Source organism: Micromonospora gifhornensis (genome assembly GCF_016863515.1).
GTDB classification, from domain to species: Bacteria; Actinomycetota; Actinomycetes; order Mycobacteriales; family Micromonosporaceae; genus Micromonospora; species Micromonospora gifhornensis.
Map to the genome: position 1 here is coordinate 109,916 of NZ_BOPA01000033.1, position 25,084 is coordinate 134,999.

The window sequence follows — 25,084 nt, forward strand, 5'->3', positions numbered from 1 at the left end:
CCGATGGCCACCGACTACGACGCCCCGCGCCGGGACGAGGTCGACCTCGGCGAGGACAGCCTGGAAGAGCTGAAGGCCCGGCGTGTCGACTCGCAGTCGGGCGCCGTGGACGTCGACGAGGCCGAAGTGGCTGAGAGCTTCGAGTTGCCTGGTGCTGACCTGGCCGACGAGGAGCTGACGGTCAAGGTGCTGCCGATGCAGCAGGACGAGTTCCGCTGTGCCCGCTGCTTCCTTGTGCACCACCGCAGCCAGTTGGCGGTCGAGCGCAACGGCGAGTTGATCTGCCGAGAGTGCGTCTGACCGCACGTACGACACCACCGCACAGCGGCGGCTCCCCGCAGGAGCCGCCGCTGCCCGGCTCGGCGAGCGCTGCGCCGATCGACCTGCTTCACTCGTAATGGGATGGCCGCCGTGCCGGCGGTCGTCCAGCCGGGGAGGTCGGGCAGTGGACGAACGAACCATCGGCGTGCGGCGGTGGCGTCACCGGGTGGCGCGCGACGGAGCGCCGGCATGAGCGAGTGGAGCGCGGGCATCGACGACGGCGGTGCCGACGAACTGGGTACGACGGTCGCCGCCCTGACCGCCGACGACATCGAGCCCGCCACGCGGCGGCAGCTGCTGGTGCGACTGGTCCGGCAGGCCCGGGCCCGTGGCGTGGGCGGCCTGTTCAAGCCGAAGACGGCGCTGCGCTGGATGACCGACACGGTGGCCGAGATCGCCCCGCACGTGCCGATCCGTGACCTGGCCACCCTGCGCCGGCACTTCCCCGACCTGGACGACGAGGCGCTGGCCGATCGGCTGGTACGCAACGCCGCCCGGGCGACCGCGGGCATCGGCGCGGCCGGCGGGGGCGCCTCGGCCGTCCAGTGGACGGTCACGCCGACCCTGCTGTCCGCGCCGGTCCTGCTCGCCGCCGAGACGGTCGCCGTGGTGGCCATCGAGCTGAAGCTGACCGGGGAACTGCACGAGATCTACGGCGCGCCGCTGCCGGCCGGCGGTGCCCAACGCGCCGTCGCGTTGATGCAGGCCTGGGCCAACCAACGCGGGGTCAATCCGATGGTGCCCGGCGTGGGCATCGGCGCGGTGCTCGGCACGGCCGCCCGCCGCGAGTTGCGGGACACGCTGCTCAAGCGCTTCGGTCGGAATCTGACCACGCTGGGGCCCTTCCTCACCGGCGCCGCGGTGGCGAGCTACCTGAACCGGCGGGCCACCCGTGCCCTGGCCGACCAGCTCCGCACCGACCTGCGTCGACAGCGGCGCAGCCTGCCCGGCTCCCCGCCGACAGTGCCCGGCCCTCCGCCCGCGCTACCCGGCTCCTGACCGGTCCCGAGGCGGGCGGTCAGCGGGTCGCGTCGCGGGCGGCCAGCAGGGCCTCGGCCAGCTCCACCGGGTGGCGGGTGCTGACCACCCAGAACGGGGTGGGGTCGGCCGGATCGTCGAGGACCACCTGGACGGCGCCGGAGATCCAGGGCCGTTGCACGACGAAGGCCAGCGGATCGGCCCCGACGCCGAGCACCTCACGACGCCCGTCGGCGTCCAGGGCTACGACGTCGGCGACGAACCGCACCGGTAGCCGGGCGTCGTCGACCCGGAACTCGCCGTCGGTCACCGCGATCCGGATCCGGCCCAGCCAGGCCAGACCGGCGGCAGCCGCCGGCAGCAGCACCACGAACGGCAACCAGGCCCGTACGCCGGTCGCGCCCATCCACAACTCCACCGCGAGCAGGGCGGCGCTGGCCAGCCCGGCCAGCCACAGCCACCAGGGCAGGCGAAGCCGCTCGGCGTACGCCGGCACGGAGGGTGCGGTGTGGGAGGGTGACACGCTCACTCATACCAGGGTACGGCGCGCGACCGCCGGGGTACCGGGCAGGATGGCAGGGTCACCCCAGCGCAGAAGACGAAAGAGGGAACCGTGACCGACGTGGTGCCCGTGCTGGTCCGGCAGCTCGATCCCGAGCTGCCGCTGCCCGCGTACGCCCATCCCGGTGACGCCGGTGCCGACCTGGTGGCGGCCGCCGACGTCGAGCTGCCGCCCGGCGGCTGGGCGCTGGTGCCGACCGGTGTGGCGATCGCGCTGCCCGAGGGGTACGTGGGCCTGGTCCACCCCCGATCGGGGCTCGCGGCCAGACTCGGCGTGACGGTGCTCAACGCGCCCGGTACGGTCGACGCCGGCTACCGGGGTGAGATCCTGGTCAACCTGATCAACCATGATCGGGCTGTGCCAGTGAAGATCTCCCGGGGCGACCGGATCGCACAACTCGTTGTGCAACGGGTGGAACGGGCGGCCTTCCAACCGGTGGCCGAGCTGCCTGCGTCCGGACGCGGTAGCGGTGGGCACGGCTCCACCGGCGGACACGCCGGTCTGGTGCCGCCGCGGGCGACCGACGGCGCGGACGGAAAAGATGGCACGGTGAGTGTGAACAGCGGAGGATGGACCCAGTGATCTTCTCCCGGAAGCGAGCCACGGGACGGCACGCCAGCGACGAGCGGGCCGTCGAGGCCCCGGACAGCGTCGAGGCGGCTCCGGCCGAGCCCGCGCGCGGCCCGTACGACGTCAGCGAGGCACCCGCCGGGGTGCAGCGACTCGACCTGGGCAGCCTCCAGATTCCGGCGGTGCCCGACGTCGAGGTGCGGGTGCAGGCCGATCCGCAGGGCGTGATCCAGCAGGTCGTCCTGGTGCACGGGCAGAGCGCCCTGCAACTCGGCGTCTTCGCCGCCCCGCGCAGCGAGGGAATCTGGGACGAGGTGCGCGAGGAGATCCGCCAGTCGCTGTTCAACGACGGTGCCGCCGCGCAGGAGGTGACCGGCGAGTACGGCACCGAGCTGCGGGCCCGGGTCCGCACCGAGGACGGCCTGACCGACCTGCGGTTCGTCGGGATCGACGGGCCGCGCTGGATGGTCCGTGCGGTCTTCCAGGGCGAGGCGGCGACCAATCCGGCCGCGGCCGGAGCGTTGGCCCGGTGCATGGAAGGGCTGGTCGTGGATCGCGGGATGGAGGCCAAGCCGGTACGCGAGCCGCTGCCGCTGCGGCTGCCGCGTGAGGCGGGCGAGCAGGCCGCGGCGGCGGATGCGGCACCCGGCGCGAGCTGAGGCGGTGCGCACCGTCCGGGCGTACGTCGTCGGCATCGGGACGGCCTCGCGTCGGCGTACGCTGGCGTGAGCCGTCCCGGGGCGGCCGGATGCCGGCACGGGTCGGCCGGTGTGGAGAGGGTGACGCGGAGGTCATGACCACCGACGAGGGTCAGGGTTCGCTGCGGCGGATGCTGCGCCGGTTCACCGCCAGCGAGGCCGAGATCGAGGCCCAGCAGTTGCAGCAGGAGAGCGCCCGCTGCGGCGGGGTGCCGGTGACCCAGTGCATGCGAGGTCAGGTGGTCTCCGTCGCCGGCCGGTTGCGTACCGTCGTCTACACGCCCCGGACCAACCAGCCGGCGCTGGAGGCGGACCTCTACGACGGCAGTGACGTCGTCACCCTGGTCTGGCTCGGCCGGCGACACATCACCGGGATCGAGCCGGGACGACACCTGACCGCGCGGGGGCGGGTCGCGCTGCGCGACGACCGTAAGGTGATCTACAACCCGTACTACGAGTTGGAACCGTCGACGTGACGCTTGCGGCCCGGCGGATGAGAGACTGGCCGGACATCCCGGCACGACAGCACCGACTGCCTCGGAAAGGCGGGCGATGACCACCGGACAGCAACCGGCCACCCAACCGGACACCGGCCCCGGCGACGAGGAGCGGCTGCCCACCGTCGCCGAGCAGATGGCCGACCAGCTCGGCGGTTGGCGGGGGCTTGTCGAGTCCAGCATCCCGGTCGTGGTCTTCGTGGTCGTCAACATCGTCGGCGCGCTGCGCCCTGCGGTGATCGCCTCGGTCGGCGTGGCGGTGCTCATCGGTGGGCTGCGGCTGGCCCAGCGCAAGCCGGTGCGGCACGCGGTCAACGGCCTGTTCGGTATCGGCATCGGTGCCGCCATCGCCTGGCGCACCGGCGAGGCCCGGGACTTCTACCTGCCCGGCATCCTCTACGGCATCGGGTACGGGCTGGCCCTGCTGGCCTCCGCGGTGATCCGTCAGCCGCTGGTCGGCTGGCTCTGGTCGGTGCTGGTGGCCAAGGGCAGCTCCGCCTGGCGGGACGACCCGAAGCTGGTGCGGACCTTCACCGGGCTGACCGTGCTCTGGGGAGTGGTCTGGCTGGCCAAGGTCGGTGTGCAGGCCGCGCTCTACCTGGCCGAGCAGGACACGGCGCTCGGCGTGGCCCGCCTGGCGTTGGGCTACCCGCCGTACGTCATGCTGCTGTTGATCACGGTTTGGACGGTCCGTCGGGTCACCCGCAACAACGAGCCGACCCCGCTGCCCGGTAGCTGACCGGCGCAGCCGCGCCGCTCAGCGCGACTCGCGGGTCCGCTCGACACTGTCCGGGCCGAGCACCACCGCGCGGACCGCGTCCTCCACCTCGGTGGTGCAGACGAAGATCAGCTCGTCGCCGGCCTCGATCGGATCGTCCGGGCTGGGCACCAGCACCCGCTTGCCGCGCAGGATCGCCACCAACGCGGCGTCACGGGGCAGCGGCACCGCCCGCAGCGGCTGACCGACGTACGGTGCGGTGGGCGGCAACGTGATCTCGACCAGGTTCGCCTCGCCCTGCCGGAACGTCATCAGCCGTACCAGGTCGCCGACGGTCACCGCCTCCTCGACCAGGGCGGCCATCACGCGCGGCTTGCTGACCGCGACGTCGACGCCCCACTGCTCGGTGAACAGCCACTCGTTCTCGGCCCGGTTGATCCGAGCGACCACCCGAGGCACCGCGAACTCGGTCTTGGCCAGCAGCGAGACCACCAGGTTGGCCTTGTCGTCCCCGGTGGCCGCGACCACCACGTCGCAGCCGGCCAGGTCGGCCTCCTCCAGGCTGGTCAGCTCGCAGGCGTCGGCGAGCACCCAGCGTGCGTCCGGCACCCGCTCGGGCCGCAGCATCCGGGGCTGCCGCTCGATAAGCATCACCTGGTGGCCGTTCTCGATCAGCTCCTGGGCGATGGAACGGCCCACGTTGCCCGCGCCGGCGATGGCGATCCGCATGATCACTGCCCTCCGTCCGGTGCCGCCGCGATCTCGGTGACCGTCGCCACCATGTCGTCGGTCACAAGCATGAAGATCTGGTCACCCTCCTGCACCACGCTGGAGGCGGTGGGCAGGGTGCCGATGCCGAAGCGCAGCAGGTAGGCCACCCGGGCCCCGGTGGCCTGTTCCAGCCGCTGCACCCGATGCCCGATCCACTCCCGGTGCACGGGCACCTCGATGATCGACACGGTGCTGGTCGGGTCGCGGAAGATCTCCACGTTGCCCTCCGGCAGCAGGTGTCGCAGCATCCGGTCGGCGGTCCAGCGCACGGTCGCCACAGTGGGGATGCCGAGGCGCTCGTAGACCTGCGCCCGCCGCTGGTCGTAGATGCGCGCGGCGACCCGGGACACCCCGAACGTCTCCCGCGCCAACCGCGCCGAGATGATGTTGGAGTTGTCGCCGCTGGAGACGGCGGCGAAGGCGTCGGCCCGTTCGATGCCGGCCTGACGGAGCACGTCGCCGTCGAATCCCGCCCCGGTGACGGTGGTCCCGGCGAACTCGGGGCCCAGGCGGCGGAACGCGTCAGCGTCCTGGTCGATCACCGCCACCGAGTGACCTCGGGACTCCAGGTTGTGCGCCAGGGTCGACCCGACCCGGCCACAGCCCATGATCACGATATGCACGCCGCCCTCCCAAGGTGCGCCCGTCACCGCGAGCCTGCCACGTCGTGACGCCAGGCGGGGACCGACGGTACTCCGCTCACGTTCGACACCCGCGCCGACCTCAGCCCGGTCCAGGACGACGGGAGCGGCGGCGTCAGCCGTACGCTTGGCGACCGTGGCCCGAACCCTGCTGAAGCGGCTGCTCGTCGGTCGACCGTTCCGGTCCGACCGGCTCAAGCACACCCTCCTGCCGAAGCGCATCGCCCTGCCCGTGTTCGCCTCGGACGCGCTGTCCAGCGTTGCGTACGCGCCGGACGAGATCCTGCTGATGCTCTCCATCGCGGGCGCCTCGGCCTTCGTCTTCTCGCCGTGGGTGGCCCTCGGGGTCGTCGTGGTGATGCTGACCGTGGTGGCCAGCTATCGGCAGAACGTGCACGCCTACCCCTCCGGCGGTGGCGACTACGAGGTGGCCACGGTCAACCTGGGCCCCCGGGCCGGGGTCGGGGTGGCCAGCGCGCTGCTTGTCGACTACGTGCTGACCGTCGCCGTGTCGGTCTCCTCCGGGGTGGCCAACCTCGGCTCGGTGATCCCGTTCGTCGCCACCCACAAGGTGCTCATCGCGGTCACCGCCGTGATCCTGCTGACCGCGGTCAACCTGCGCGGGCTCAAGGAGGCGGGCAGCGCCTTCGCCATCCCCACCTACGGGTTCATGATCGTGATCGTCGGCATGATCCTGACCGGGCTGGTCCGCATCGTGGTGCTCGGTGAGGACCTGCGGGCACCCAGCGCCGACCTGGTCATCGCCGCCGAATGGCACGACACCACCGGCTGGGCCATGGCGTTCCTGCTGCTGCGCAGCTTCTCCTCCGGTTGCGCCGCACTCACCGGAGTGGAGGCGATCTCCAACGGCGTACCGGCGTTCAAGGCGCCCAAGAGCCGCAACGCCGCCACCACCCTGCTGATGCTCGGCCTGGTCTCGGTCACCATGCTGGTCGGCATCATCTGGCTGGCCCGGCTCACCGGGTTGCAGTTCGTCGAGGACCCGAGCCACCAGATCGTCGCCGGCCCCGAGGGGTACGTGCAGAAGACCGTCACCGCGCAGCTCGGCGAGACGATCTTCGGCTCCGGCTCGGTGCTGCTGTTCCTGGTCGTCGGGGTGACCGCCACGATCCTGTTCGTGGCCGCCAACACGGCCTTCACCGGCTTCCCGGTCCTCGGCTCGATCCTCGCCCAGGACCGCTACCTGCCCCGTCAACTGCACACCCGAGGCGACCGGCTGGCCTTCTCCAACGGCATCCTCTTCCTGGCCGCCTTCGCGATCGTGCTGATCGTCGGGTTCCAGGCCGAGGTGACCAAGCTGATCCAGCTCTACATCGTGGGGGTCTTCGTCTCGTTCACCCTCTCCCAGGCCGGCATGATCCGGCACTGGAACCGGCGCCTGCGTACCGAGCGGGATCCGCAGGTGCGTCGCCGGATGCTCCGGTCCCGGGCGATCAACACCTTCGGCATGGCGATGACCGGTGCGGTGCTGGTCATCGTGCTGATCACCAAGTTCCTGCTGGGCGCCTGGATCGCCATCGTCGCGATGGGCGTGATCTACCTGCTGATGCTGGCCATCCGCCGGCACTACGACCGGGTCGCCGTCGAGCTGGCCCCGGACGACGGACGGCCGGTGCTGCCGGCCCGCAACCACGCCATCGTGCTGGTCAGCAAGCTGCATCAGCCGACCCTGCGGGCCGTGGCGTACGCCCAGGCCACCCGGCCGGACACGCTGACCGCGGTGACCGTCAACGTGGACGACGTCGACACCCGGCAGTTGCAGACCGAGTGGGAACGTCGGGACGTGCCGATCCCGCTGACGGTGATCGACTCGCCGTACCGGGAGATCACCCGACCGATCCTGAACTACGTGGCAGGCGTCCGCCGGGACTCGCCCCGCGACGTGGTCACGGTCTTCATCCCCGAGTACGTCGTCGGGCGCTGGTGGGAGAACCTGCTGCACAACCAGAGCGCACTGCGACTCAAGGGCCGGCTGCTGTTCGAGCCGGGTGTGATGGTCACCAGCGTGCCGTGGCAGCTCGCCTCGACCGCCGGCAAGGACCTCGACCGGATGGACGCCACCCTGGGGCGGGGGCCGGTGCGGGGCCCTCGGGCGGCGCCCCGCAGCACCCTGCCGCCGAGCGTCGCGCCGGTGGACCCCACGCCGATGGACCCCGTACCGGTGGACCCCGCGCCGTCCGGGCCGGGCCAGCAGTCGTCGAACGGAGAGACGCGGTGAACGAGATGACCCTCCCGGTACAGCAGTCCGAGGCGGCCGATGGTCGCAGTGGATTGACCGAGGCCGAGCAGGTCGAGTTGACCGTGGCGGCGGTCGCCCCCGGCGGGCACTGCGTGGCCCGGGTGAACGGGCAGGTGGTCTTCGTCCGGCACGCGCTGCCCGGCGAACGGGTGGTGGCCGAGGTCACCGAGGTGCACCGCGGCTTCGTCCGGGCCGACGCGGTACGGGTGCTGGAGCCCTCGGCCGACCGGGTCGAGCCACCCTGCCCGTACGCCCGGCCGGGGCGCTGTGGTGGCTGCGACCTGCAACATGTCGCGGTGCCCGCCCAGCTGCGCTGGAAGACCGACGTGGTGCGGGAGCAGCTGATCCGCCTCGGCGGCCTCGACGAGGCCGGGTGCGACGCGCTGGACGTGCGGGTCGAGGCGCTGCCCGGCGGCCCGCTCGGCTGGCGTTCCCGGGTCCGCTACGCCGTGGACGCGGCGGGCCGGGCGGGTCTGCTCAAGCACCGCTCGCACGAGGTGGTGCCGGTCGACCGGTGCCTGATCGCCCACCCGGCCATCCAGGACCGGCCGGTGCTGACCTCCAGCGGCACCAGGTGGCCCGACGACGACGCGGTGGAGGTGGTCGCCTCCACCGGCGGCGACGTGACGGTGACGGCCTCGACGGCGGGGCGTACCCGGCGGGTCAGCGGCCCGGAGCGGGTCCGGGAGCGGGCCGCGGGCCGGGATTGGCTCCTGCCCGCCTCGTCGTTCTGGCAGGTCCATCCCGCGGCCGCGGACACCCTGGTCGCCGCGGTGCTGGAGCTGACCGGGCCGGGGCCGGGGGAGCGGGCCTGGGACCTCTACGGCGGGGCCGGGCTGTTCGCCGCGGCGCTGGCCGAGCGGGTCGGCGAGAGTGGCCGGGTCACCCTGGTCGAGGCGGCCGGCGACGGTGTCGCCGCCGCCCGGGAGAACCTGCGCGACGTGGCCCAGGTGGAGGTGGTGGCGGCCCGGGTGGAGACGGCGTTGGCCCGCCGACGGATCACCGGGCCGGTCGACGTGGTGGTGCTCGATCCGCCGCGTTCGGGTGCCGGAGCGCGGGTGGTGCGCGACGTGGTTGCCGCCGGGCCCCGGGCGGTGGCGTACGTGGCCTGCGACCCGGCCGCCTTCGCCCGGGACCTGCGGGTCTTCACCGATCTCGGGTGGCGGCTGGCCGCCTTGCGTGGGTACGACCTGTTTCCGATGACCCAGCACGTGGAGCTGGTCGGGCTGCTGTTGCCGACCTGAACGACTCCTGTTCCGGGTGTGGCGCTGACCTCGTGCTCAGCCTCCCCGGACCGGTGACCGGGCTGCGAGGTGGGCGAAGGCCGATAGACTCTGCGGTCATGAGTGCTGAAGAGGACACGGCCAACCAGGGCCGGCTGCTGGCCAGGGTGCACGGTCCGCAGGACGTCCGGCGGATGTCGGGCACCGAGCTGGACAACCTCGCCGCCGAGATCCGTGACTTCCTGGTCGCCAAGGTGTCGCGCACCGGCGGGCACATCGGCCCCAACCTGGGCGTGGTGGAACTCACCCTCGCCCTGCACCGGGTCTTCGACTCTCCCCGTGACCGGCTGCTGTTCGACACCGGCCACCAGGCGTACGTCCACAAGATCATCACTGGTCGGCAGGACGGTTTCGACCAGCTGCGCCAGCGCGGCGGGCTCTCCGGCTACCCCAGCCGGGCCGAGAGCGAGCACGACATCATCGAGAACTCGCACGCCTCCACCGCCCTGTCGTACGCCGACGGGCTGGCCAAGGCGTACGCGCTGCGCGGTGAGGCCCGCAGCGTGGTGGCCGTGGTCGGCGATGGGGCGCTGACCGGCGGCATGTGCTGGGAGGCGCTGAACAACATCGCCGCCTCCGGCAACCCCCTGGTCATCGTGGTCAACGACAACGGCCGCTCGTACGCGCCGACCATCGGCGGGCTCGCCGACCACCTGTCGACCCTGCGGCTCAACCCCGGCTACGAGAAGGTCCTCGACGCGGTCAAGGACGCACTCGGCTCGACCCCGCTGGTCGGCAAGCCGATGTACGAGGTGCTGCACGCGGTCAAGCGGGGCATCAAGGACGCGGTCGCCCCGCAGGCGATGTTCGAGGACCTCGGCATCAAGTACGTCGGCCCGGTCGACGGGCACGACGTGGCCGCGGTCGAGACGGCGCTGCGCGCCGCGAAGAACTTCGGCGGCCCGGTGATCGTGCACGCGGTGACCCGCAAGGGTTACGGCTACCGCCCCGCCGAGGAGGACGAGGCGGACTGCTTCCACGGCCCCGGCGCCTTCGACATCGCCACCGGCAAGGCCACCGCCGCGCCCTCGGTGAAGTGGACGAACGTCTTCGCCGACGAGCTGGTCAAGATCGCCGACGAGCGGCCCGACGTGGTCGGCATCACCGCCGCGATGGCCGAGCCCACCGGCATCGCGAAGCTGGCCCGCAAGTACCCGGAGCGCACCTACGACGTGGGCATCGCCGAGCAGCACGCGGCCACCTCGGCCGCCGGGCTGGCCCTCGGCGGGCTGCACCCGGTGGTGGCGGTCTACGCGACCTTCCTCAACCGGGCCTTCGACCAGGTCCTGCTGGACGTGGCGATGCACAAGCTGCCGGTGACCTTCGTGCTGGACCGGGCCGGCATCACCGGCCCCGACGGCCCCAGCCACTACGGCATCTGGGACATGTCGGTCTTCGGCGTGGTGCCCGGCCTACGGATGGCCGCCCCCCGCGACGCCGCCACCCTGCGCGAGGAACTGCGCGAGGCGGTAGCCGTCGACGACGGCCCGACCGTGCTGCGTTACCCCACCGGCACGGTCGCCGCCGACCTGCCCGCCGTGCGACGGGTCGGCACCGTCGACGTGTTGACCGAGTCGGAGCGGACGGACGTGCTGCTGGTCGCCGTCGGCTCCTTCGGGCAGTTGGGCATGGAGGTCGCCACCCGGCTCGCCGAGCAGGGCTACGGGGTCACCGTGGTCGACCCGCGCTGGGTCCGCCCGGTCCCGGCCGAACTCGTCGAGTTGGCCGCCGGGCACCGGCTGGTCGTCACCGTCGAGGACGGCGTACGCATCGGCGGCGTCGGTGACGCCCTGGCCCAGGCCATGCGCGACGCCGACGTCCAGGTGCCGCTGCGCGACCTGGGCGTGCCGGCCGACTGGCACCCGCACGGCTCGCGTGCCCAGATCCTCGCCGACCTCGGCCTGACCGCCCAGGACGTCGCCCGCGACGTCACCGGCTGGATCTCCCGCCTGGACACCCAGACCGTGGAGGCCCTCCCGGTACCTACCAACAACACCCCCACCCACAACTGATCCACCCGCCGATCGACCAAGCAACCCAGCTCGATCGACTCGTCGCGTAGATGGACCGGCCCCGGTGACCTCCCCGGGGCCGGTCCACCCGTAAATCGGCGGCCGACCTCAACGGGGAACCGGGCGGCCCGGCGTGGCGCACTCTCCAGGCCCGTTCTCCGCGCCCCGTTCTCCGCGCCCGTTCTCCGCGTCTGCCTGGTTACCAGCGCACCGCGCAGGCGACGTCGCGCGAAGCCGGACCGATAACAGCGCGTGTGACGTGGACAGTCGCCCATACCCCTGCGCGGCCCCTTTGCTCTGCTTCAACCCACGCAACGGTTTACCCTGCGTGTTTGACGCACGGCAACGGATGTTCCTCCCGATCTCTATTTGCACAGCTCAGGACCTATTGCGTGGGTTGAAGCAGAGCAAAGGCGCGGGGAGGGGTACCGAGAGGTCGGCTGTCCCTTGTGACGTTCGGTGACGGGGGTGGTGGCAAGGCCAGTCACTGGCAGTGACTTCCGGTGGGGATTGGACCGGCATCGGTCGGGTGGCCGGAAGCGGCGAGCGGGTCAGCGGTAGGAACGCCGTCCTGGTGTGGTCTCCGCCGTGCGACGGGGCGGTCAGCGGCGGTCTCCGCCGTTCGGCGGCGCGGTCAGGGGCGGTCTCCGTCGTGCGACGGGACGGTTAGCGGCGGGCGGGGCCGGCGGTGCGGTAGTGGGTCTTGTCGTCGGCGGCGAGGCTGAAGGTCTGGCGGCGCTCGGGCAGCGGCGCTACGACCAGGCCGGGGCGGTCGACCAGGCGGGTCGTGCCGGGTGGGACCGACAGGGTGGTGTCTTTGGTGGACCGCCAGCTGAGCGCGACAAGTGGTTGACCGGGCACCGGCAGTTCGTAGACCTGCAACGGGCTGGTCCGGTCGGCGGGCGAGTAGACGAGCGGGGCGTCGTCGGCCGGTCGGTAGACCACGGCGCTCATCGTGCCGTCGGCGGTCTCCCAGGTCAGTTGCTCCAACTCGGCCGGTTCGCCTCCGTCGAGGGCCACCTCGCCGAGGGTACGGACGGCCACCTTCGCCATGGGCCAGGAGGCCGGCACTGAGTCGGGGGTGTCCCGGTCTCCCACCCGTCGGGTGACGCTGCCGAAGGGACCGTCCTTGTCGGCCAGTCGGCAGGTGTCGAGGCCGGTCAGCGCCCGGCGGCCCGAGCCGCTCTCGTCGCGGACCAGGGGATACCGCGGTGCGGTGATGCCGGTGCCGAGGTCGAGCAGCCGGTCGGCGGTGCGGCCCCGGGGCAGTGACGTGGTGGAACGCAGGGTGGCGGTCACCGTCACCGCGCGGCATTCCGGCACGTCGACCGGGTCGGTGAGACCGTCGGTGGCGGACAGGATCCGACCGTTCGGCCCGACCAGGCGGCGGACCCGTTCCGAGGTGAAGTAGCGCCGGCCGTCGGCCGCCTGCACCGGCAGCACGTCGGAGTAGACCAGGTAGCCGGGGTCGGTGTACTCGGTGGCATGGGTGACCTGGTATCCGTCGCCGTCACCCGTCAGTTGCAGCAGCCAGGAGGCGGCCTGGCCGGGCACCGAGGCGGCGACCAGGGCCAGCGGTGTGCCGCCGACCTGGCCGGAGTAGAGGATGCCGGACGACGGTACGTGCACCCGATCGTCGATCGGGGAGCGCCAGTCTCGTACCGCCCGGGTCGCCGCGGCCGTCGCGGCCGGGTCCTCGGCCAGTGAGCCGCGTGGCGGCCAGACGGTCAGCGAACCGTCCAGACTGTCGTAGCCGACCCGCAGGTCCTGCGGGCGGCGCTCGGCCACCGGGCCGCAGGCGGCGACGGCGACCAGCAGTGCCGACAGGCTGGTGGCCGTCAGGCCGCGCCAGCGGGCTGGACCCACCTGTTACGCCCCCGATCGCGTCGGTCGTCGTTTCGGAGGGCAATAGTACGAGATGTCACGCCCATGCTCCTCTCCGCCTCACGCTGCCCCGCCTCACGCTGCGTCGCATCGGTGCGCATCGACCACAGGGGACGGCCCGTCAACTTGGGTGCTATTTCCCTACTCGGGTAGACTCCGCCGACTGTGACGCCTGCCGAGACCCGCGCCGCAATCCCGCCGAAAACCGACGTCACCACAGACCTGCCAGCCGAACCCATCACTGAGCGTGAAGATGGGCGAGGTTCCGTTGTGTCGGATTCTACTGTGGATGGTGGGACGACCGGCGGCGGGTCGGACCAGGCGGACGCCATCCCGAAGCGTCGGTTCCGATGGACCCCCCGTCGGGTGGATCTCGCCGTCTTCGGCGGGTTCCTGCTCGTCGCGGTCTGGGTGACCAGTCAGATCTGGGCGGACCCGGCCGGCCGGGTCGCCTCGCTGTACAGCAGTGACCCGGCGCAGGTGCAGTTCTTCCTCGCCCACTCGGTACGGGTGGTGCTGCACGGGGAGTTCCCGTTCTTCACTGAGCAGTTCAACTATCCCGACGGGGTCAACCTGATGGCCAACACGGCCATCCTCGCGCTGGGCATCCCGATGGTGCCGGTGACGCTGCTGTTCGGACCGGCGGTCACCTTCGTGGTGCTTGTCACCCTCGCCCTCGCGGGCACCGCCTCGGCGTGGTACCACGTGCTGTCCCGGCACGTGGTGAGCAACCGGCTGGCTGCCGTGGTGGGCGGCTGGTTCTGCGGGTTCTCACCGGCGATGCTCTCCCACGCCAGCTGGCATCCGAACATCATCAGCCAGTTCCTGCTGCCGTTCATCGTCTGGCGGGTCATGGTGATCACCCGCTCGACCCGGCCGTACCGGGACGGGGCGCTGCTGGCGCTGCTGGTCACCGCGCAGGCGTTCATCAACGAGGAGATCCTGCTGTTCACCGCGATGGGCTGCGGGATCTTCCTGATCGCGGTGGTCGTCCAGCGTCCCGCGCTCTGGTCGACGGCCTGGCGACCGCTGGGCAAGGCGGTGGCCACCTGCACGGTGATCGCCGGTGCGCTGCTGGCGTACCCGCTGTACATCCAGTTCGCCGGGCCGATGGCGTACCACGGGCTCAGCGACGCGGTGCGTGACTACGGCAACGACATCGCCGCCTACCTCGCCCCCGGATCGCCGACCATCGGCGGCAACCAGCGGGCCAACGTCAACCTCGCACCCAACTACTCCGAGGAGAACGCCTTCTTCGGCTGGAGCCTGGCGCTGATCGCCGTGGGCATCGTGCTGTGGCTGCGGCGGGAGGTGCTGGTCCGGGCGTTGGCGGCCACTGCCGGGTTCTACGCCGTACTGTCCCTCGGCGAACGCATCACCTGGTGGGACCGGGAACTGATCGTCGGACCGTGGGAGTGGCTGGTCCGACTGCCGCTGCTCGACGCCGTCGTACCGACCCGGTTCGGCATGATCACCAGCGTGGTGGTGGCGATCCTGCTGGCCCTGGCCATCGAACGCAGCCGAACGCTGCCGCTGGACCCGCGCACCCTGCGTACGCTCACCGCCGGTGGGCTGGTCCTCGCCCTGCTGCCGATCGCGCCCATGCCGCTGCCGATGACCACCCGGCCACCCGTGCCGGAGTTCATCACCTCCGACCGTTGGCGTGCCTACGTCGGACCGGATCAGACGCTGGTGCCGATCCCGGTGCCGAGCATGGGCAACACCAACGGCATGCGCTGGGCCGCCGCCACCAACCTCGACTTCAAGATGCCGGGCGGGTACTTCCTCGCCCCGCGCAACGGCAACACCGGCGACCCGGGCCGGTTCGGCGGTCGGCCCAGCGGGATCGGCCGGCTGCTGGAGGAGGTCGCGACGACCGGGCGTACGCCTGAACTGAACGACCGCCAGCGGCGCCGCTCCCTCGACGAGTTGCGGCACTGGCGGGCGGCGGTCCTGGTGTTGCCGGTGAGCCAGCCGCACTCGGAGCCGCTGCGGCAGACCGTCGAGCAACTCGTCGGCCCGGCCCGCCAGGAACTGGACGTCTGGGTGTGGGACGTACGGGCGTTGACCGACCGGACGGCCTGATGCCGGTCGGCACAGCCGAACGCCCCGTCCAGCCCACCACCCGCCGCCGGTTGCGGCTTCCCCGTACCCCGGATGTTGCGGTGGTGGCCGGATACCTGGCGTTGGCGGCGTGGCTGACCAGCCGCCAGTGGGGCCGCCCGGACCGGCTGTTCCACCAGGCCGGGGACCAGATCCTCTTCGAGTGGATGCTGGCCCGCGCCGCCCGGGCCGTGGCGGGGTTCGAGAATCCGCTGTGGAGCGACGCGCTCAACGCCCCCGGCGGGGTGAACCTGATGGCCAACACCTCCGTGCTCGGGCTGGGCGTGCCACTGACCCCGGTGACCCTGCTGTTCGGCTCGCAGACCGCGTTCGTGGTGGCGGTGGTCGGCTGTCTCGCCGGCACCGCCACCGCCTGGTACGTGTTGCTGCACCGGCGGCTGGTCCGGTCCCGGGCGGCTGCCGCGATCGGTGGGCTGATCTGCGGTTTCGCTCCCGGAATGGTCGCCCAGGCCGGGGCGCACCTGCACATGGCCGCCCAGTTCCTGGTGCCGGTGATCCTGGCGCTGGTGTTCCGTGCCGAACCCGGCGGCCGGGTGTGGCGGTACGGGCTGCTGCTCGGGCTGGCCGTCACCTACCAGGTCTTCCTTGGCGAGGAACTGCTGCTCTTCGTGGCGCTGGCGGCCGGGGTGTTCGCACTCGGGTACGCGCTCGCCGACCGGACGGCGGCCCGCCGACTCGCCCCCGGGCTCGCCGCCCGGATCGGGATCGGCGCGGTGGTGGCGGCAGCGCTGCTGGCGTACCCCCTGTGGTTTCAGTTCTTCGGCCCCGGCCACTACCGGGGCATGCCGTTCTACGCGCACGCCTACCAGCTCGACGCGGCGTCCTTCCCGGCCCTGGCCCGGCAGACCGTGCTCGGGAACGGCCGGGACAGTGCCCTGCTGGCACCCAATTCGACCGAGGAGAACTCCTTCTTCGGGCCGGGACTGCTGGTGCTGGCCGTGCTCGCCACCGCCTGGCTCTGGCGTCGGCCGCTGGTGCGGGCGCTGGCCGGCTGCGGGGTGGTCTTCGCCCTGCTCTCCCTCGGCACCCCGGTACGCCTCGACGCGGAAGTCACCGAGCTGGTCGGGCCGTACCGGCTGATCTCCGGGTTGCCGTTGCTCGACCACGTGGTGCCGGCCCGGTTCGCGCTGGTCTGCGTACCGGTGCTGGGGATGCTTGTGGCGCTGGCCGCGGACCGGGTCGCCCGGCAGTGGGCCTCCACCCGGACGGGGATGCGGCTGCTCTGGGCCGGTGCGCTCACCGCCGCACTGCTGCCGTTGACGCCGACTCCGATCCGGACCGTGCCGGTGTGGCCGGTGCCGGCGTTCGTCGCCGACGGCACCTGGCGGGCGTACGTGCCGGCCGGGCGGACCCTGGTGGCGGTGCCGCCGGTCACCAACCACGGCCGCAGCCCGGCGATGCTCTGGTCGGCGCGGACCCGGCTGGCGTTCGCCGCACCGGGTGGCTTCTTCATCGGCCCGGAGGCCGCGGACGACCCGACGGCCCGCTGGGGTGCCCCGGACCGGCCCACCTCGGCGCTGCTGCGCCGGGTGGCCGACACCGGTGAGCTGCCGTCGATCACCGACGCGGACCGTCGGCAGGCGGTGGCGGACCTGCGGCACTGGCGGGCGGCGGTGGTGGTGCAGGGCGAACTGCGCCACGGCGACCCGGTACGTCGTACCGTCGAGGCCCTGCTCGGGCCGCCCCGCCCGATCGACGGCGCGTTCGTCTGGGACGTCCGCCCGCTGGTCGGCTGACCCCTACACCCGGTCGCGGACGTCCCAGAGCCAGACGTCGTCGACGCGCTGCGGCTCGCCGAGCAGGGCGGACATCAGTTCCCGCAGCACGGCCTCCCTGGGGTGGGCGCCGAGAACCACCACCGAGGCCCGCCAGAAGCGCAGATCCTCGACCGCCCGCTGGCGGTCCTCGTCGGTCAGCTCGGGCAGTTCGCCGCTGTCCATGCTGCGGTAGATCAGCGTGCTGGTGTGCCGGTTCGGTGCGCCGAAGACACCCTCGCCGTCGAGGTTCGGGCCGATGAAGTAGCCGGCCGGGATCGGGAACTGGTGCTGGGTCAGCGCGCTCCAGCGCAGCGTGGACAGCCCGTGCACGTTGCTGGGGATGGGCACCGGCACCAGGGTCCGACCGTCCGGCACGTACGGCCGCCAGGCGCCGGAGGTGATGAAGGTAGGCGGCGGATCGACCGGCTCGGCCGGCAGCGGGGTGGGGATCAGCGGCAGTACGGCAAGCGTGATCGCCGCGTACCCGACGGCCTGCTGCCAACGCGGTCGCCGCCGCGTGCCACTCGCCGACTCCGAGACACCCGCCGACTCCGCACCGCTCGTCGGTTCCGGGGCGCCCGCCGAGCCCTCCGCCGGCAGGGGGGCGCGTGGGGCCGGTACCGGCGGCCGACCACGCCCGGCCACCGCGTCCCAGGCCAGCGCGAGCAGGACACCGAGCGCGGCGGTGGTCACCAGGGTCAGCCGGGTCGGCATCATCATCTCGACCAGCGGCAGGTCCTCCGGGATGTACGACCACGGTCCGGGAATGCCGGTCAGCTTGCCGTTGAACCGGATCTCCGGGCCGAGCGCCGCCACGGAGAAGAACACCACGAGCACGGCCAGGATGCGGGCCACAAGCGATCGGCGGACCAGCATTGCCAGGGCCACCACGCAGAGCAGCACCAGCGGCCAGCCGAACCAGGTGTTCTGCTCGGTCAACCCGATGGTCTTCTCCACCGCCTCGGTGCCGGCGATGGTGTCGCGGGGGAAGGTGACGAAGGCGACGAGGTCCTCGCCCCAGCTGTGGAACACCCCGCCCTGCAACCCCCGGTAGGACTGCGGGCCGTTGAACTGGAACCAGATCGGGTACGCCGTCAGCAGCAGGGCCAGCCCGCCGCCGACACCCAGCCCGGCGGCGAAGGTGCCGGCCCGCTGCCGCGCCGCCCGGGGCCGCATGATCGCGTACGCGATCACGACGACCAGGCAGGCCAGCGCGGTGAGCAGCAGCATCTCCTCGTTGATGAAGATCTGGTACGCCACCAGCAACCCCAGCACCAGCCCGTTGCGTCGCCACCGGCCTGGCTCGGTCAGCCGGAACACCCGCACCACGATCAGCGGGAGCAGGAAGTTGGAGACGAAGTTGGGCTGGCCGTTGGCGTGGTGCACGATGCCGGGGGCGAAGCCGAGGAACCCGCCGCCGATGAAGGCCGCCGCCCGCGAGCGCACCAGGTGCCGCGACAGCATCCAGTACGCGGTGCCCGCCGTGGCGGCCAGCGCACCACCCAGGTAGAGCGCGTACACCACCTGGGGGCCGAGCAGCCAGGTCAGCGGGGCCAACGGCAGGGTCACCCCGAGCAGCGAGGTGTTGGCCATCATGTTCACCCCGTCGGGGGCGTTCTGCTGCGTGCTGAACAGCGGGTTCTCCAGGTTGCGCAGCGAGTACGCGCCGTGCGAGAACAGCCACTCGAACCAACTGTGGTCGGTGGGCAGGTGCGACGAGACCCGGTTGTTGACGTCCCCCCAGTAGTTGAGGCAGACGACGACACCGAGCAGCACGTAGGCTCCGATGGCCAGCACGTCGGCACGGGCCGGCCGGCGCCGAGGTCGCCCTGTGGATTGCGTCTCGACGGTCGGGGAGACGGGATTCAGCGAGGGATTTACCACCGGCACAGCCACGACGGGCCATCGTACAGGCGGGCTCTTGGGGCTTTTGGCACCCATAGGGTGCGTACCGGATGTGTTGCGGGGGAGGGGCGAGCATGACGGTGATCGACCTCGGTGAGCGGACCGAGCCGACCGATCCCCTGCGGCGTCCCCGCCGGCGGCCCCGTCCTTCCCGCTCGTTGCTGGTTCCGGTGGCGCTGGTCGTGCTGCTGGTCCTGACCGGTGCGGCACCCCCGGCTCCCCGGATGCAGGCGATCCTGCCGTCGTCGCTGTCCGCCCAGGTGTTCCTCACCGGCAGCGGCCAGATCGTCGCCGTGAAACCGGTGACCGGTGTCGCCGACGGTAGCCAGGAACTGCTCGCCTATCGGCAGCCGGAGCGGGCCACCGGTGCGCCGCAGCAGCTCACCGCACTGTGGCGGACACCCGTCGGGTCCGCACAGCCCATGGTGGTCGAACGGGTGGACGACTCCGCGCTGCTGCTTTCCCTTACCGGTACGGATGCCGGCATGGAGACCATGCTGCTGGACAGCCGTACCGGTCAGCTCCGCTGGCGGCAGAACGGGGTCGCGGTGTTCATCGCCTCGCACCTGATTCTGCTGCAGACCTACGGGAGGCAGGATCTGGACCGGGTCGCCGCGGTCGACGTGGCAAGTGGCCGTGAGCTGTGGTCGGTGTCGTCGAAGGGGTTCTGGCCCTCCTATCACCGGGACCCGGCGGGGATCGATGTCGTGGTGGTCACCACGGTGGGCGGCGATGTCGAGGTGCTGGACGCGCGGAGCGGCACGCGGCGAGGCCGTCTCCCCACCGATGTGGACGATCCGGGCGAACAGCGGTACGCCTCGGTCATCGGTGACCTCGTGGTGGTTCGCAGCCCCAGCGCCGTGGCCGCGTACCAGCTCGACGGTCTGGCCCGGCGATGGCGGACCGACGTGCAGTCGGTCGAGCTGATCTACAGCTGTGGAGCCCTGATCTGTGTGTCGATTGCCGGATCCGGTGTGCATCTGCTCGACCCGGCGACCGGAGCCCTCCGGTGGATCGTCGGCGAGGGCTTCGACGTTCTGCATGCCGGGGACCGACGGGCTCTGGTGGTCGACCACCGGCAGCGCCCGCCAACGGTCGCGACCATCGATGCGGGAACAGGTCGGCCTCCGACCGCCGACGACAGCTGGGACTGGGACCTGGTGCAAGGCTTCGGTGTCGCCTCACATCCGCTCGGGACGCGGTCCATCCCCGACGTGGGCGCGGTGCTGGCCCGGCTCGATCCGGCAGGCGGGCCGCCACGCCGCATCGACCTGCTACCTGGTGCGGTCGGCAACTGTCGTCACCGGGACGGTCTGATCGTGTGCCGCCGTCGGGACGGCAATTTCGGGCTGTGGCAGCTGCGTGACTGACCGCAACGCGGCTGGAGTGGCTCGCGTGCCTGCGGCGTTAAGCTCCGGCGACCAGCGAGGTGCGTGGCGGAGAGGGACGAGTGTGACGTTGATCGACCTCGGCGAGCTGTCCGCGCCGAGCGACCCGCAGCCGCCACGCCGACGGCCCCGTCGCGGCACCCCGCGCTGGCCGGTCGCGCTGATGGCGTTGGCCGTGCTTGTGGTGCTGACCGCCGCCGCACCCCCGGCCGCGCGGGTGCACGCGACGGTGCCGGGCGGCCTGGCGACCGACCTGTTCCTCAGCGAGGACCACATCTTCACCGTCACCCCGGTCCGTGGGGTGACCGACGGGTCGCGGGAACTCACCGCCTATGCCCGGCCGCGGCGAGCCACTGTCACCCCGCAGCGCCTCGTACCGCTGTGGCGGATGCCGGTGGCACCAGGAATCCGGTTCTTCCGCATGGAGGACACCGCCGCCGGCGTGCTGTTGTCGCTGGTCCCGTCGCAGGACCTGGGCCGGTCGAGCGAGACCATCCTGCTGGACGCCGCCACCGGGCAGCAGCGCTGGCGCAGCGCCGGGTTCGGCACCCGCGACGCGTCGGGTCGGGTGCTGCTTCAGACATGGGCCGTTCAGCAGTCGACCACGCTGCGTTCGGTCGAGGTGGCCACCGGCCGTGAGCTGTGGTCCAGGACGTTGCCGCCGTCCTGGGTGGAACACCACCAACGTGACGGTGTGATCGACGCCATCGTGGTGTCCACCGCCGCCGGTGACGTCGAGGTGCTCGACGCCCGGACCGGACAGCTCCGCGACCGGCTGCCCGCCGCCGACAGCACCGGCTACCAGCAGTCGTCGGTGGTCGATGACCTGCTGCTGGTGGTCCGTAACTCGCGGACCATCACCGCCTACGACCTGGCCGGTCTGGTGCCGCGCTGGCAGACCACCGTGCCGCTGGCGGACCACGTGACCCGCTGCGGTGCGCTGCTCTGCGCCAGGACCAACAGAGGCGGCACGCATGTCATCGACCCGGTGGCCGGGGACGTGCGGTGGAGCACCAGCGAGGATGGTGACCTGCTGCGGGTGACGTCGACGAGGGCTCTCGCGCAGTTGGGCGAATCAGGGCTTGTCACGCTCGACGCGGCGACCGGGGAGGTGGTGACCGAGTACGGCTCCTGGGAGACGGTCGCCAGCTACGAGCAGGAGCTCCGGCTGCTCGGCATCCACCTGTTGCCCGAGGTGGGCGCGGTGCTGGCCCGGCTCGACCCGGCGGAGGCACAGCCACGGCGCCTCGACGTGCTTCCCGGTGTGGTCGGCGACTGTCAGAGCCGGTACGACCTGATCGCCTGCCGCCGCCAGAGCGGCGACTTCGGGTTGTGGCAGCTGCCCGACTGAGCGGGCAGGGGCACCTCGACCGCCCCGATCAGTGCCGACCCCCGAAGGATCTCGGCACCACCGACGCGGGGGGTTGGGGCCGGTTTGGCCAGCAGCGCTAGGTTGTCGAGTTGTCGTCGCCGGGAAGGGGCTGGACATGCGGGTACTTGTGGTCGAGGACGAACGCCACCTCGCCGACGCGATCGCGCGTGGCCTGCGCAAGCGCGGAATGGCGGTGGATGTCGCGTACGACGGCGACAGCGGTCACGAGATGGCCTTCGTCACCCGCTACGACGTGGTGGTGCTCGACCGTGACCTGCCCGGGATGCACGGTGACCAGATCTGCGCGGAGCTGGCCAGCTCGGGCGCGCTGACCCGGGTGCTGATGCTCACCGCCAGCGGCACCGTCGCCGACCGGGTCGAAGGACTACAGCTCGGCGCGGACGACTACCTGCCCAAGCCGTTCGCCTTCGACGAACTGGTCGCCCGGGTGCAGGCGCTGGGCCGGCGGGCCACCCCGGCGGCACCGCCGGTGCTGGAACTGGCCGACCTGGTCGTCGACCCGGCCCGCCGGACGGCCACCCGTGGCGGGGCACCGGTGGAGCTGACCAACAAGGAGTTCGGCGTCCTCTGCGAACTGCTCAAGGCCCGCGGTGCGGTGGTGTCCAGCGAGGAACTGCTGGAGCGGGTCTGGGACGCCAACACCGACCCGTTCACCACGATTGTCCGGGTCACCGTGATGACCCTGCGTCGCAAGCTCGGCGATCCGCCGCTGATCGAGACCGTGGTGGGGGCCGGCTACCGTACCGCCGAGGTGCCGGCGTGACGGGCACCCCGCGGCGGCCCCCGCGCCTGCGACCCACCCTGCGGCTGCGGTTGACCCTGCTCAACGGCGTGCTGCTGGTGGGCGCGGGCGCGATCCTGGTGCTGCTGTCCTGGCTGCTGGTCCGTGACGCGCTGCGGCCCACCGACGAACTGCTGCCCGGCACGACGGTGCTGCTGGCCGACGGGCGTTCCATGGACGCCGCCGCCTGGCAGCGGCAACTTGTCGACTCGGCCTCCGGGGAACTGCTGGCCAAGGGGCTGGCCGCGTTGCTGGCCATCGGGACGGTCGGGGTGGTCGGGGCGTACGCGGTGGCCGGTCGGGCGCTGCGACCGCTGCACCAGGTCACCGCGACCGCGCGGCGGCTCGGTGAAACCACGCTGGACCAGCGGATCAGCTACTCCGGGGCCAACGACGAGGTGGCCGAGCTGGCCGACACCTTCGACGAGATGCTGGACCGCATCGCCGCCGCCTTCGAGGCCCAGAAACGGTTCGTCGCCAACGCCTCGCACGAACTGCGTACGCCGCTGGCCGTGATGCGTACCGAAATCGATGTGACGCTCAGCGACGACGAGGCGGATGCCGCCGAGTACCGCCGGATGGCCACCGTGGTGCGTGACGCCTCGGAACGGGCCAACAGCCTTGTCGACGCGCTGCTGGTGCTGGCGCGCAGCGAGGCCCAGACCGGCCGTCGACTGGGCCGGCGTACCGAGTGTGACCTGGCCGCCGGCACCCTCAACGCCTTGTCGGCGGTACGCCGTGAGGTGGAGCGGATAAAGCTCGACGTGCACACCTCGCTGGAACCGGCACCTGTCGTCGGTGATCCTGGTCTGCTGGATCGCCTGGCCGGCAACCTGATCGAGAACGCGGTCCGTTACAACCACCTGCACGGCCGACTCTGGGTACGCACCGGCTCCGATGGGCAGCGGTCCTGGCTGGTGGTCGGCAACACCGGTTTCGAGGTGGACCAGGCGGACGTACCGGGACTGTTCGAGCCGTTCCGGCGGGGCGGCCGGGAACGGACCGGGGCGCGCGGGTCGGGGCTCGGCCTGTCCATCGTCCGGGCGGTCTGCGACGCGCACGGTGGCACGGTGACCGCGGTGGCGCAGTCCGGCGGTGGCCTGGAGGTGACGGTCAACCTGCCGGCCGCCGACGCCGGGTCGACGGGGGAGAACCCCGTCCGGTGATCCGGTGCCGGCCGGGTGATGCGGTGCCGACCGGGTGACCCGGTGCGGCCCGGTTGCCGCCCATCGCGCCCTCTGGCACACCGGCTACGGCCCCGGCGGCGGTAATTCGCTTGATCACGGTGAGAGATTGGGCCCATGACTTCGAGGGTGCGATGGATCGACTTCGACTGTGCCGACCCGTTCGCCATGGCGACGTTCTGGGCCGAGGCGACCGGAATGCGGCACGATCCCGACAACAAGCCGGGCGAGCCGGAGTGCGCCCTGCTGTCCGGGGCGGAGATCGCCGACGGCGGGATGCTGTTCCAGCGGGTGCCGGAGGGCAAGACCGCGAAGAACCGGGTACACCTGGATCTCCAACCGACCGACCGGACCCGCGACGAGGAGATCGACCGTCTGCTCGCCCTGGGCGCCGTACTGATCGACGATCAGCGCCGACCCGACGGCACCGGCTGGGCGGTCCTCGCCGACCCGGAGGGCAACGAGTTCTGCGTGGAGCGCAGCAGGGCGGAGCACTCGGCGTCGAGTTGACGGGCTTACCGGCAGAGGTGCGAGCTGATGCTGCGGGTACGTGGCGAGCGCGGGGTAACTGGTCCTATGCCTGATTACTGGTCTTCGCCTGTTCGGACGTCGTGAAGACGTCATCGGTCGTCGACTGGCCTGTCTCCCAGACGAGTCTTTCTGTGCGCTCGCTGACCAGTACGGCACGTGCCTTTTTCCACGCCGTCCTGAGAATGTGACGTACGTGCGCGGCAATTTTGGTCACACCCTCCGTCAGCCTGGCATATGACTGTGCACGGAAGAACACGTAACAACTGGTGAAGACCAGCCACGGGACGATGCCGAATCCCGCTTGCAGGCCCACGCTGTACAGGCTGACCGCGAGGACGCAGGCCCCAGCAAGCACCACAGTCCAGCGGACTTTGGTGGAGCCACTGGCCAGCAGCGTAACCGTTGCTATGGCGGTCACGAGCGCGATCAGTCCCAATCGCGAGTCAGCTGCCGGCATTTCGAGACGGTCGGCCATGAGCGCGCCGAAGGGTGCGGATAACAGGAATGTGATGAACGCAGCCACATTCCATGGAGTGATCAGGCGGCCACGCTTCTTGAGTATCGGATTGTCGCCGTAGTCAGCGAGGTCCACGTTGTGTCTGCCGCGGACGACCCGCCTGCCAGTATAAGGCAAAAGGGCAGCGATCTGGGGCTTTGCTCGAAGTTCCGGCGCGTATTGGAGTTCACCGCCGACCTCGCGACAGTAACTGCTCGCCTCCAGTGCCCAGGTAAGTGTCACGAACATTATTCCAAACATGCCGAAGGTGCCGGCCACGAGCCAGGTGCGGGGGTCTTCGAGTTCGATTCCGATCAGCCAGCACGCAGT

General features: G+C 71.5%; 22 protein-coding genes. 16 read left to right on the top strand and 6 right to left on the bottom strand.

Annotated features, from left to right (window positions below):
- Positions 1–3: 3 nt before the first annotated feature.
- Entirely contained in the window at positions 4–300 is a 297-nt protein-coding gene (locus tag Vgi01_RS22775; protein ID WP_007075406.1) for a DUF4193 domain-containing protein, read from the top strand.
- Between the two features lie 210 nt (positions 301–510).
- On the top strand, positions 511–1,320 hold the full coding sequence (locus Vgi01_RS22780; protein WP_204292290.1) for a hypothetical protein: 810 nt from the start codon (positions 511–513) through the stop codon (positions 1,318–1,320).
- A 19-nt stretch (positions 1,321–1,339) separates the two neighbouring features.
- Here the strand turns inward: Vgi01_RS22780 and Vgi01_RS22785 are convergent, their stop codons facing one another.
- A complete protein-coding gene (locus Vgi01_RS22785; protein WP_373307018.1) occupies positions 1,340–1,828 on the bottom strand; it encodes a DUF3093 domain-containing protein in 489 nt (162 codons plus the stop codon).
- Positions 1,829–1,912: 84 nt separating this feature from the next.
- Between Vgi01_RS22785 and dut the strand changes: the two genes are divergently transcribed.
- The 4 genes from dut (at position 1,913) to Vgi01_RS22805 (ending at position 4,365) form a co-directional block, all read left to right on the top strand.
- On the top strand, positions 1,913–2,443 hold the full coding sequence (gene dut, locus Vgi01_RS22790; protein WP_102657151.1) for a dUTP diphosphatase: 531 nt from the start codon (positions 1,913–1,915) through the stop codon (positions 2,441–2,443).
- Positions 2,440–3,090: a DUF3710 domain-containing protein gene (locus Vgi01_RS22795; protein ID WP_204292291.1), complete on the top strand. Its 651-nt coding sequence runs from the start codon at positions 2,440–2,442 to the stop codon at positions 3,088–3,090. Before dut ends, Vgi01_RS22795 begins: the two co-directional genes overlap by 4 nt.
- A 134-nt stretch (positions 3,091–3,224) precedes the next feature.
- A complete protein-coding gene (locus tag Vgi01_RS22800) occupies positions 3,225–3,605 on the top strand; it encodes an OB-fold nucleic acid binding domain-containing protein (RefSeq protein WP_102657226.1) in 381 nt (126 codons plus the stop codon).
- 76 nt (positions 3,606–3,681) lie between these two features.
- The gene (locus Vgi01_RS22805) at positions 3,682–4,365 is read left to right on the top strand and encodes a DUF3159 domain-containing protein (protein WP_102657153.1); all 684 of its coding nucleotides are present in this window, start codon (positions 3,682–3,684) and stop codon (positions 4,363–4,365) included.
- Between the two features lie 18 nt (positions 4,366–4,383).
- Here the strand turns inward: Vgi01_RS22805 and Vgi01_RS22810 are convergent, their stop codons facing one another.
- Both Vgi01_RS22810 and Vgi01_RS22815 read right to left on the bottom strand, forming a co-directional pair.
- Positions 4,384–5,073, bottom strand: a complete 690-nt coding sequence (locus Vgi01_RS22810) for a potassium channel family protein (RefSeq protein ID WP_193386294.1) — start codon at positions 5,071–5,073, stop codon at positions 4,384–4,386.
- Between the two features lie 2 nt (positions 5,074–5,075).
- A complete protein-coding gene (locus Vgi01_RS22815) occupies positions 5,076–5,738 on the bottom strand; it encodes a potassium channel family protein (RefSeq protein ID WP_102657154.1) in 663 nt (220 codons plus the stop codon).
- A gap of 154 nt (positions 5,739–5,892) precedes the next feature.
- Between Vgi01_RS22815 and Vgi01_RS22820 the strand changes: the two genes are divergently transcribed.
- From Vgi01_RS22820 to dxs, 3 genes are all read left to right on the top strand, one after another.
- The gene (locus Vgi01_RS22820) at positions 5,893–7,995 is read left to right on the top strand and encodes an amino acid permease (RefSeq protein WP_102657227.1); all 2,103 of its coding nucleotides are present in this window, start codon (positions 5,893–5,895) and stop codon (positions 7,993–7,995) included.
- Between the two features lie 5 nt (positions 7,996–8,000).
- Positions 8,001–9,260, top strand: a complete 1,260-nt coding sequence (locus Vgi01_RS22825) for a class I SAM-dependent RNA methyltransferase (RefSeq protein ID WP_204292292.1) — start codon at positions 8,001–8,003, stop codon at positions 9,258–9,260.
- Between the two features lie 98 nt (positions 9,261–9,358).
- The gene (gene dxs, locus Vgi01_RS22830) at positions 9,359–11,311 is read left to right on the top strand and encodes a 1-deoxy-D-xylulose-5-phosphate synthase (protein ID WP_204292293.1); all 1,953 of its coding nucleotides are present in this window, start codon (positions 9,359–9,361) and stop codon (positions 11,309–11,311) included.
- A gap of 666 nt (positions 11,312–11,977) precedes the next feature.
- Here dxs and Vgi01_RS22835 read toward each other — a convergent pair.
- Complete coding sequence (locus Vgi01_RS22835) at positions 11,978–13,177, bottom strand: hypothetical protein (RefSeq protein ID WP_204292294.1); 1,200 nt, start codon at positions 13,175–13,177, stop codon at positions 11,978–11,980.
- Positions 13,178–13,525: 348 nt separating this feature from the next.
- Between Vgi01_RS22835 and Vgi01_RS22840 the strand changes: the two genes are divergently transcribed.
- Both Vgi01_RS22840 and Vgi01_RS22845 read left to right on the top strand, forming a co-directional pair.
- The gene (locus Vgi01_RS22840; RefSeq protein WP_204292305.1) at positions 13,526–15,280 is read left to right on the top strand and encodes a DUF6311 domain-containing protein; all 1,755 of its coding nucleotides are present in this window, start codon (positions 13,526–13,528) and stop codon (positions 15,278–15,280) included.
- Positions 15,280–17,055, top strand: a complete 1,776-nt coding sequence (locus tag Vgi01_RS22845; RefSeq protein WP_239089109.1) for a DUF6311 domain-containing protein — start codon at positions 15,280–15,282, stop codon at positions 17,053–17,055. The genes Vgi01_RS22840 and Vgi01_RS22845 overlap by 1 nt, the downstream gene beginning before the upstream one ends.
- 3 nt (positions 17,056–17,058) lie before the next feature.
- Here Vgi01_RS22845 and Vgi01_RS22850 read toward each other — a convergent pair whose 3' ends face one another.
- Entirely contained in the window at positions 17,059–19,017 is a 1,959-nt protein-coding gene (locus Vgi01_RS22850; RefSeq protein ID WP_204292296.1) for a DUF6311 domain-containing protein, read from the bottom strand.
- A 38-nt stretch (positions 19,018–19,055) separates the two neighbouring features.
- On the opposite strand from Vgi01_RS22850, the gene Vgi01_RS22855 reads away from it, so the two are divergent.
- The 5 genes from Vgi01_RS22855 to Vgi01_RS22875 all read left to right on the top strand — a co-directional run bounded on the left by Vgi01_RS22855 (position 19,056) and on the right by Vgi01_RS22875 (position 24,237).
- Entirely contained in the window at positions 19,056–20,351 is a 1,296-nt protein-coding gene (locus Vgi01_RS22855; RefSeq protein ID WP_204292297.1) for an outer membrane protein assembly factor BamB family protein, read from the top strand.
- A gap of 82 nt (positions 20,352–20,433) precedes the next feature.
- Positions 20,434–21,720 (top strand): outer membrane protein assembly factor BamB family protein, encoded by a 1,287-nt coding sequence (locus Vgi01_RS22860; protein ID WP_204292298.1) that lies wholly within the window; start codon positions 20,434–20,436, stop codon positions 21,718–21,720.
- A 136-nt stretch (positions 21,721–21,856) separates the two neighbouring features.
- The gene (locus Vgi01_RS22865; RefSeq protein ID WP_013732317.1) at positions 21,857–22,525 is read left to right on the top strand and encodes a response regulator transcription factor; all 669 of its coding nucleotides are present in this window, start codon (positions 21,857–21,859) and stop codon (positions 22,523–22,525) included.
- Entirely contained in the window at positions 22,522–23,709 is a 1,188-nt protein-coding gene (locus Vgi01_RS22870) for a sensor histidine kinase (protein WP_102657161.1), read from the top strand. The genes Vgi01_RS22865 and Vgi01_RS22870 overlap by 4 nt, the downstream gene beginning before the upstream one ends.
- Before the next feature lie 135 nt (positions 23,710–23,844).
- Positions 23,845–24,237 (top strand): VOC family protein, encoded by a 393-nt coding sequence (locus Vgi01_RS22875; protein ID WP_204292299.1) that lies wholly within the window; start codon positions 23,845–23,847, stop codon positions 24,235–24,237.
- A gap of 64 nt (positions 24,238–24,301) precedes the next feature.
- On the opposite strand, the gene Vgi01_RS22880 is transcribed toward Vgi01_RS22875, so the two are convergent.
- On the bottom strand, positions 24,302–25,084 hold a 783-nt coding region (locus Vgi01_RS22880), incomplete at its 5' end, for a hypothetical protein (protein ID WP_204292300.1).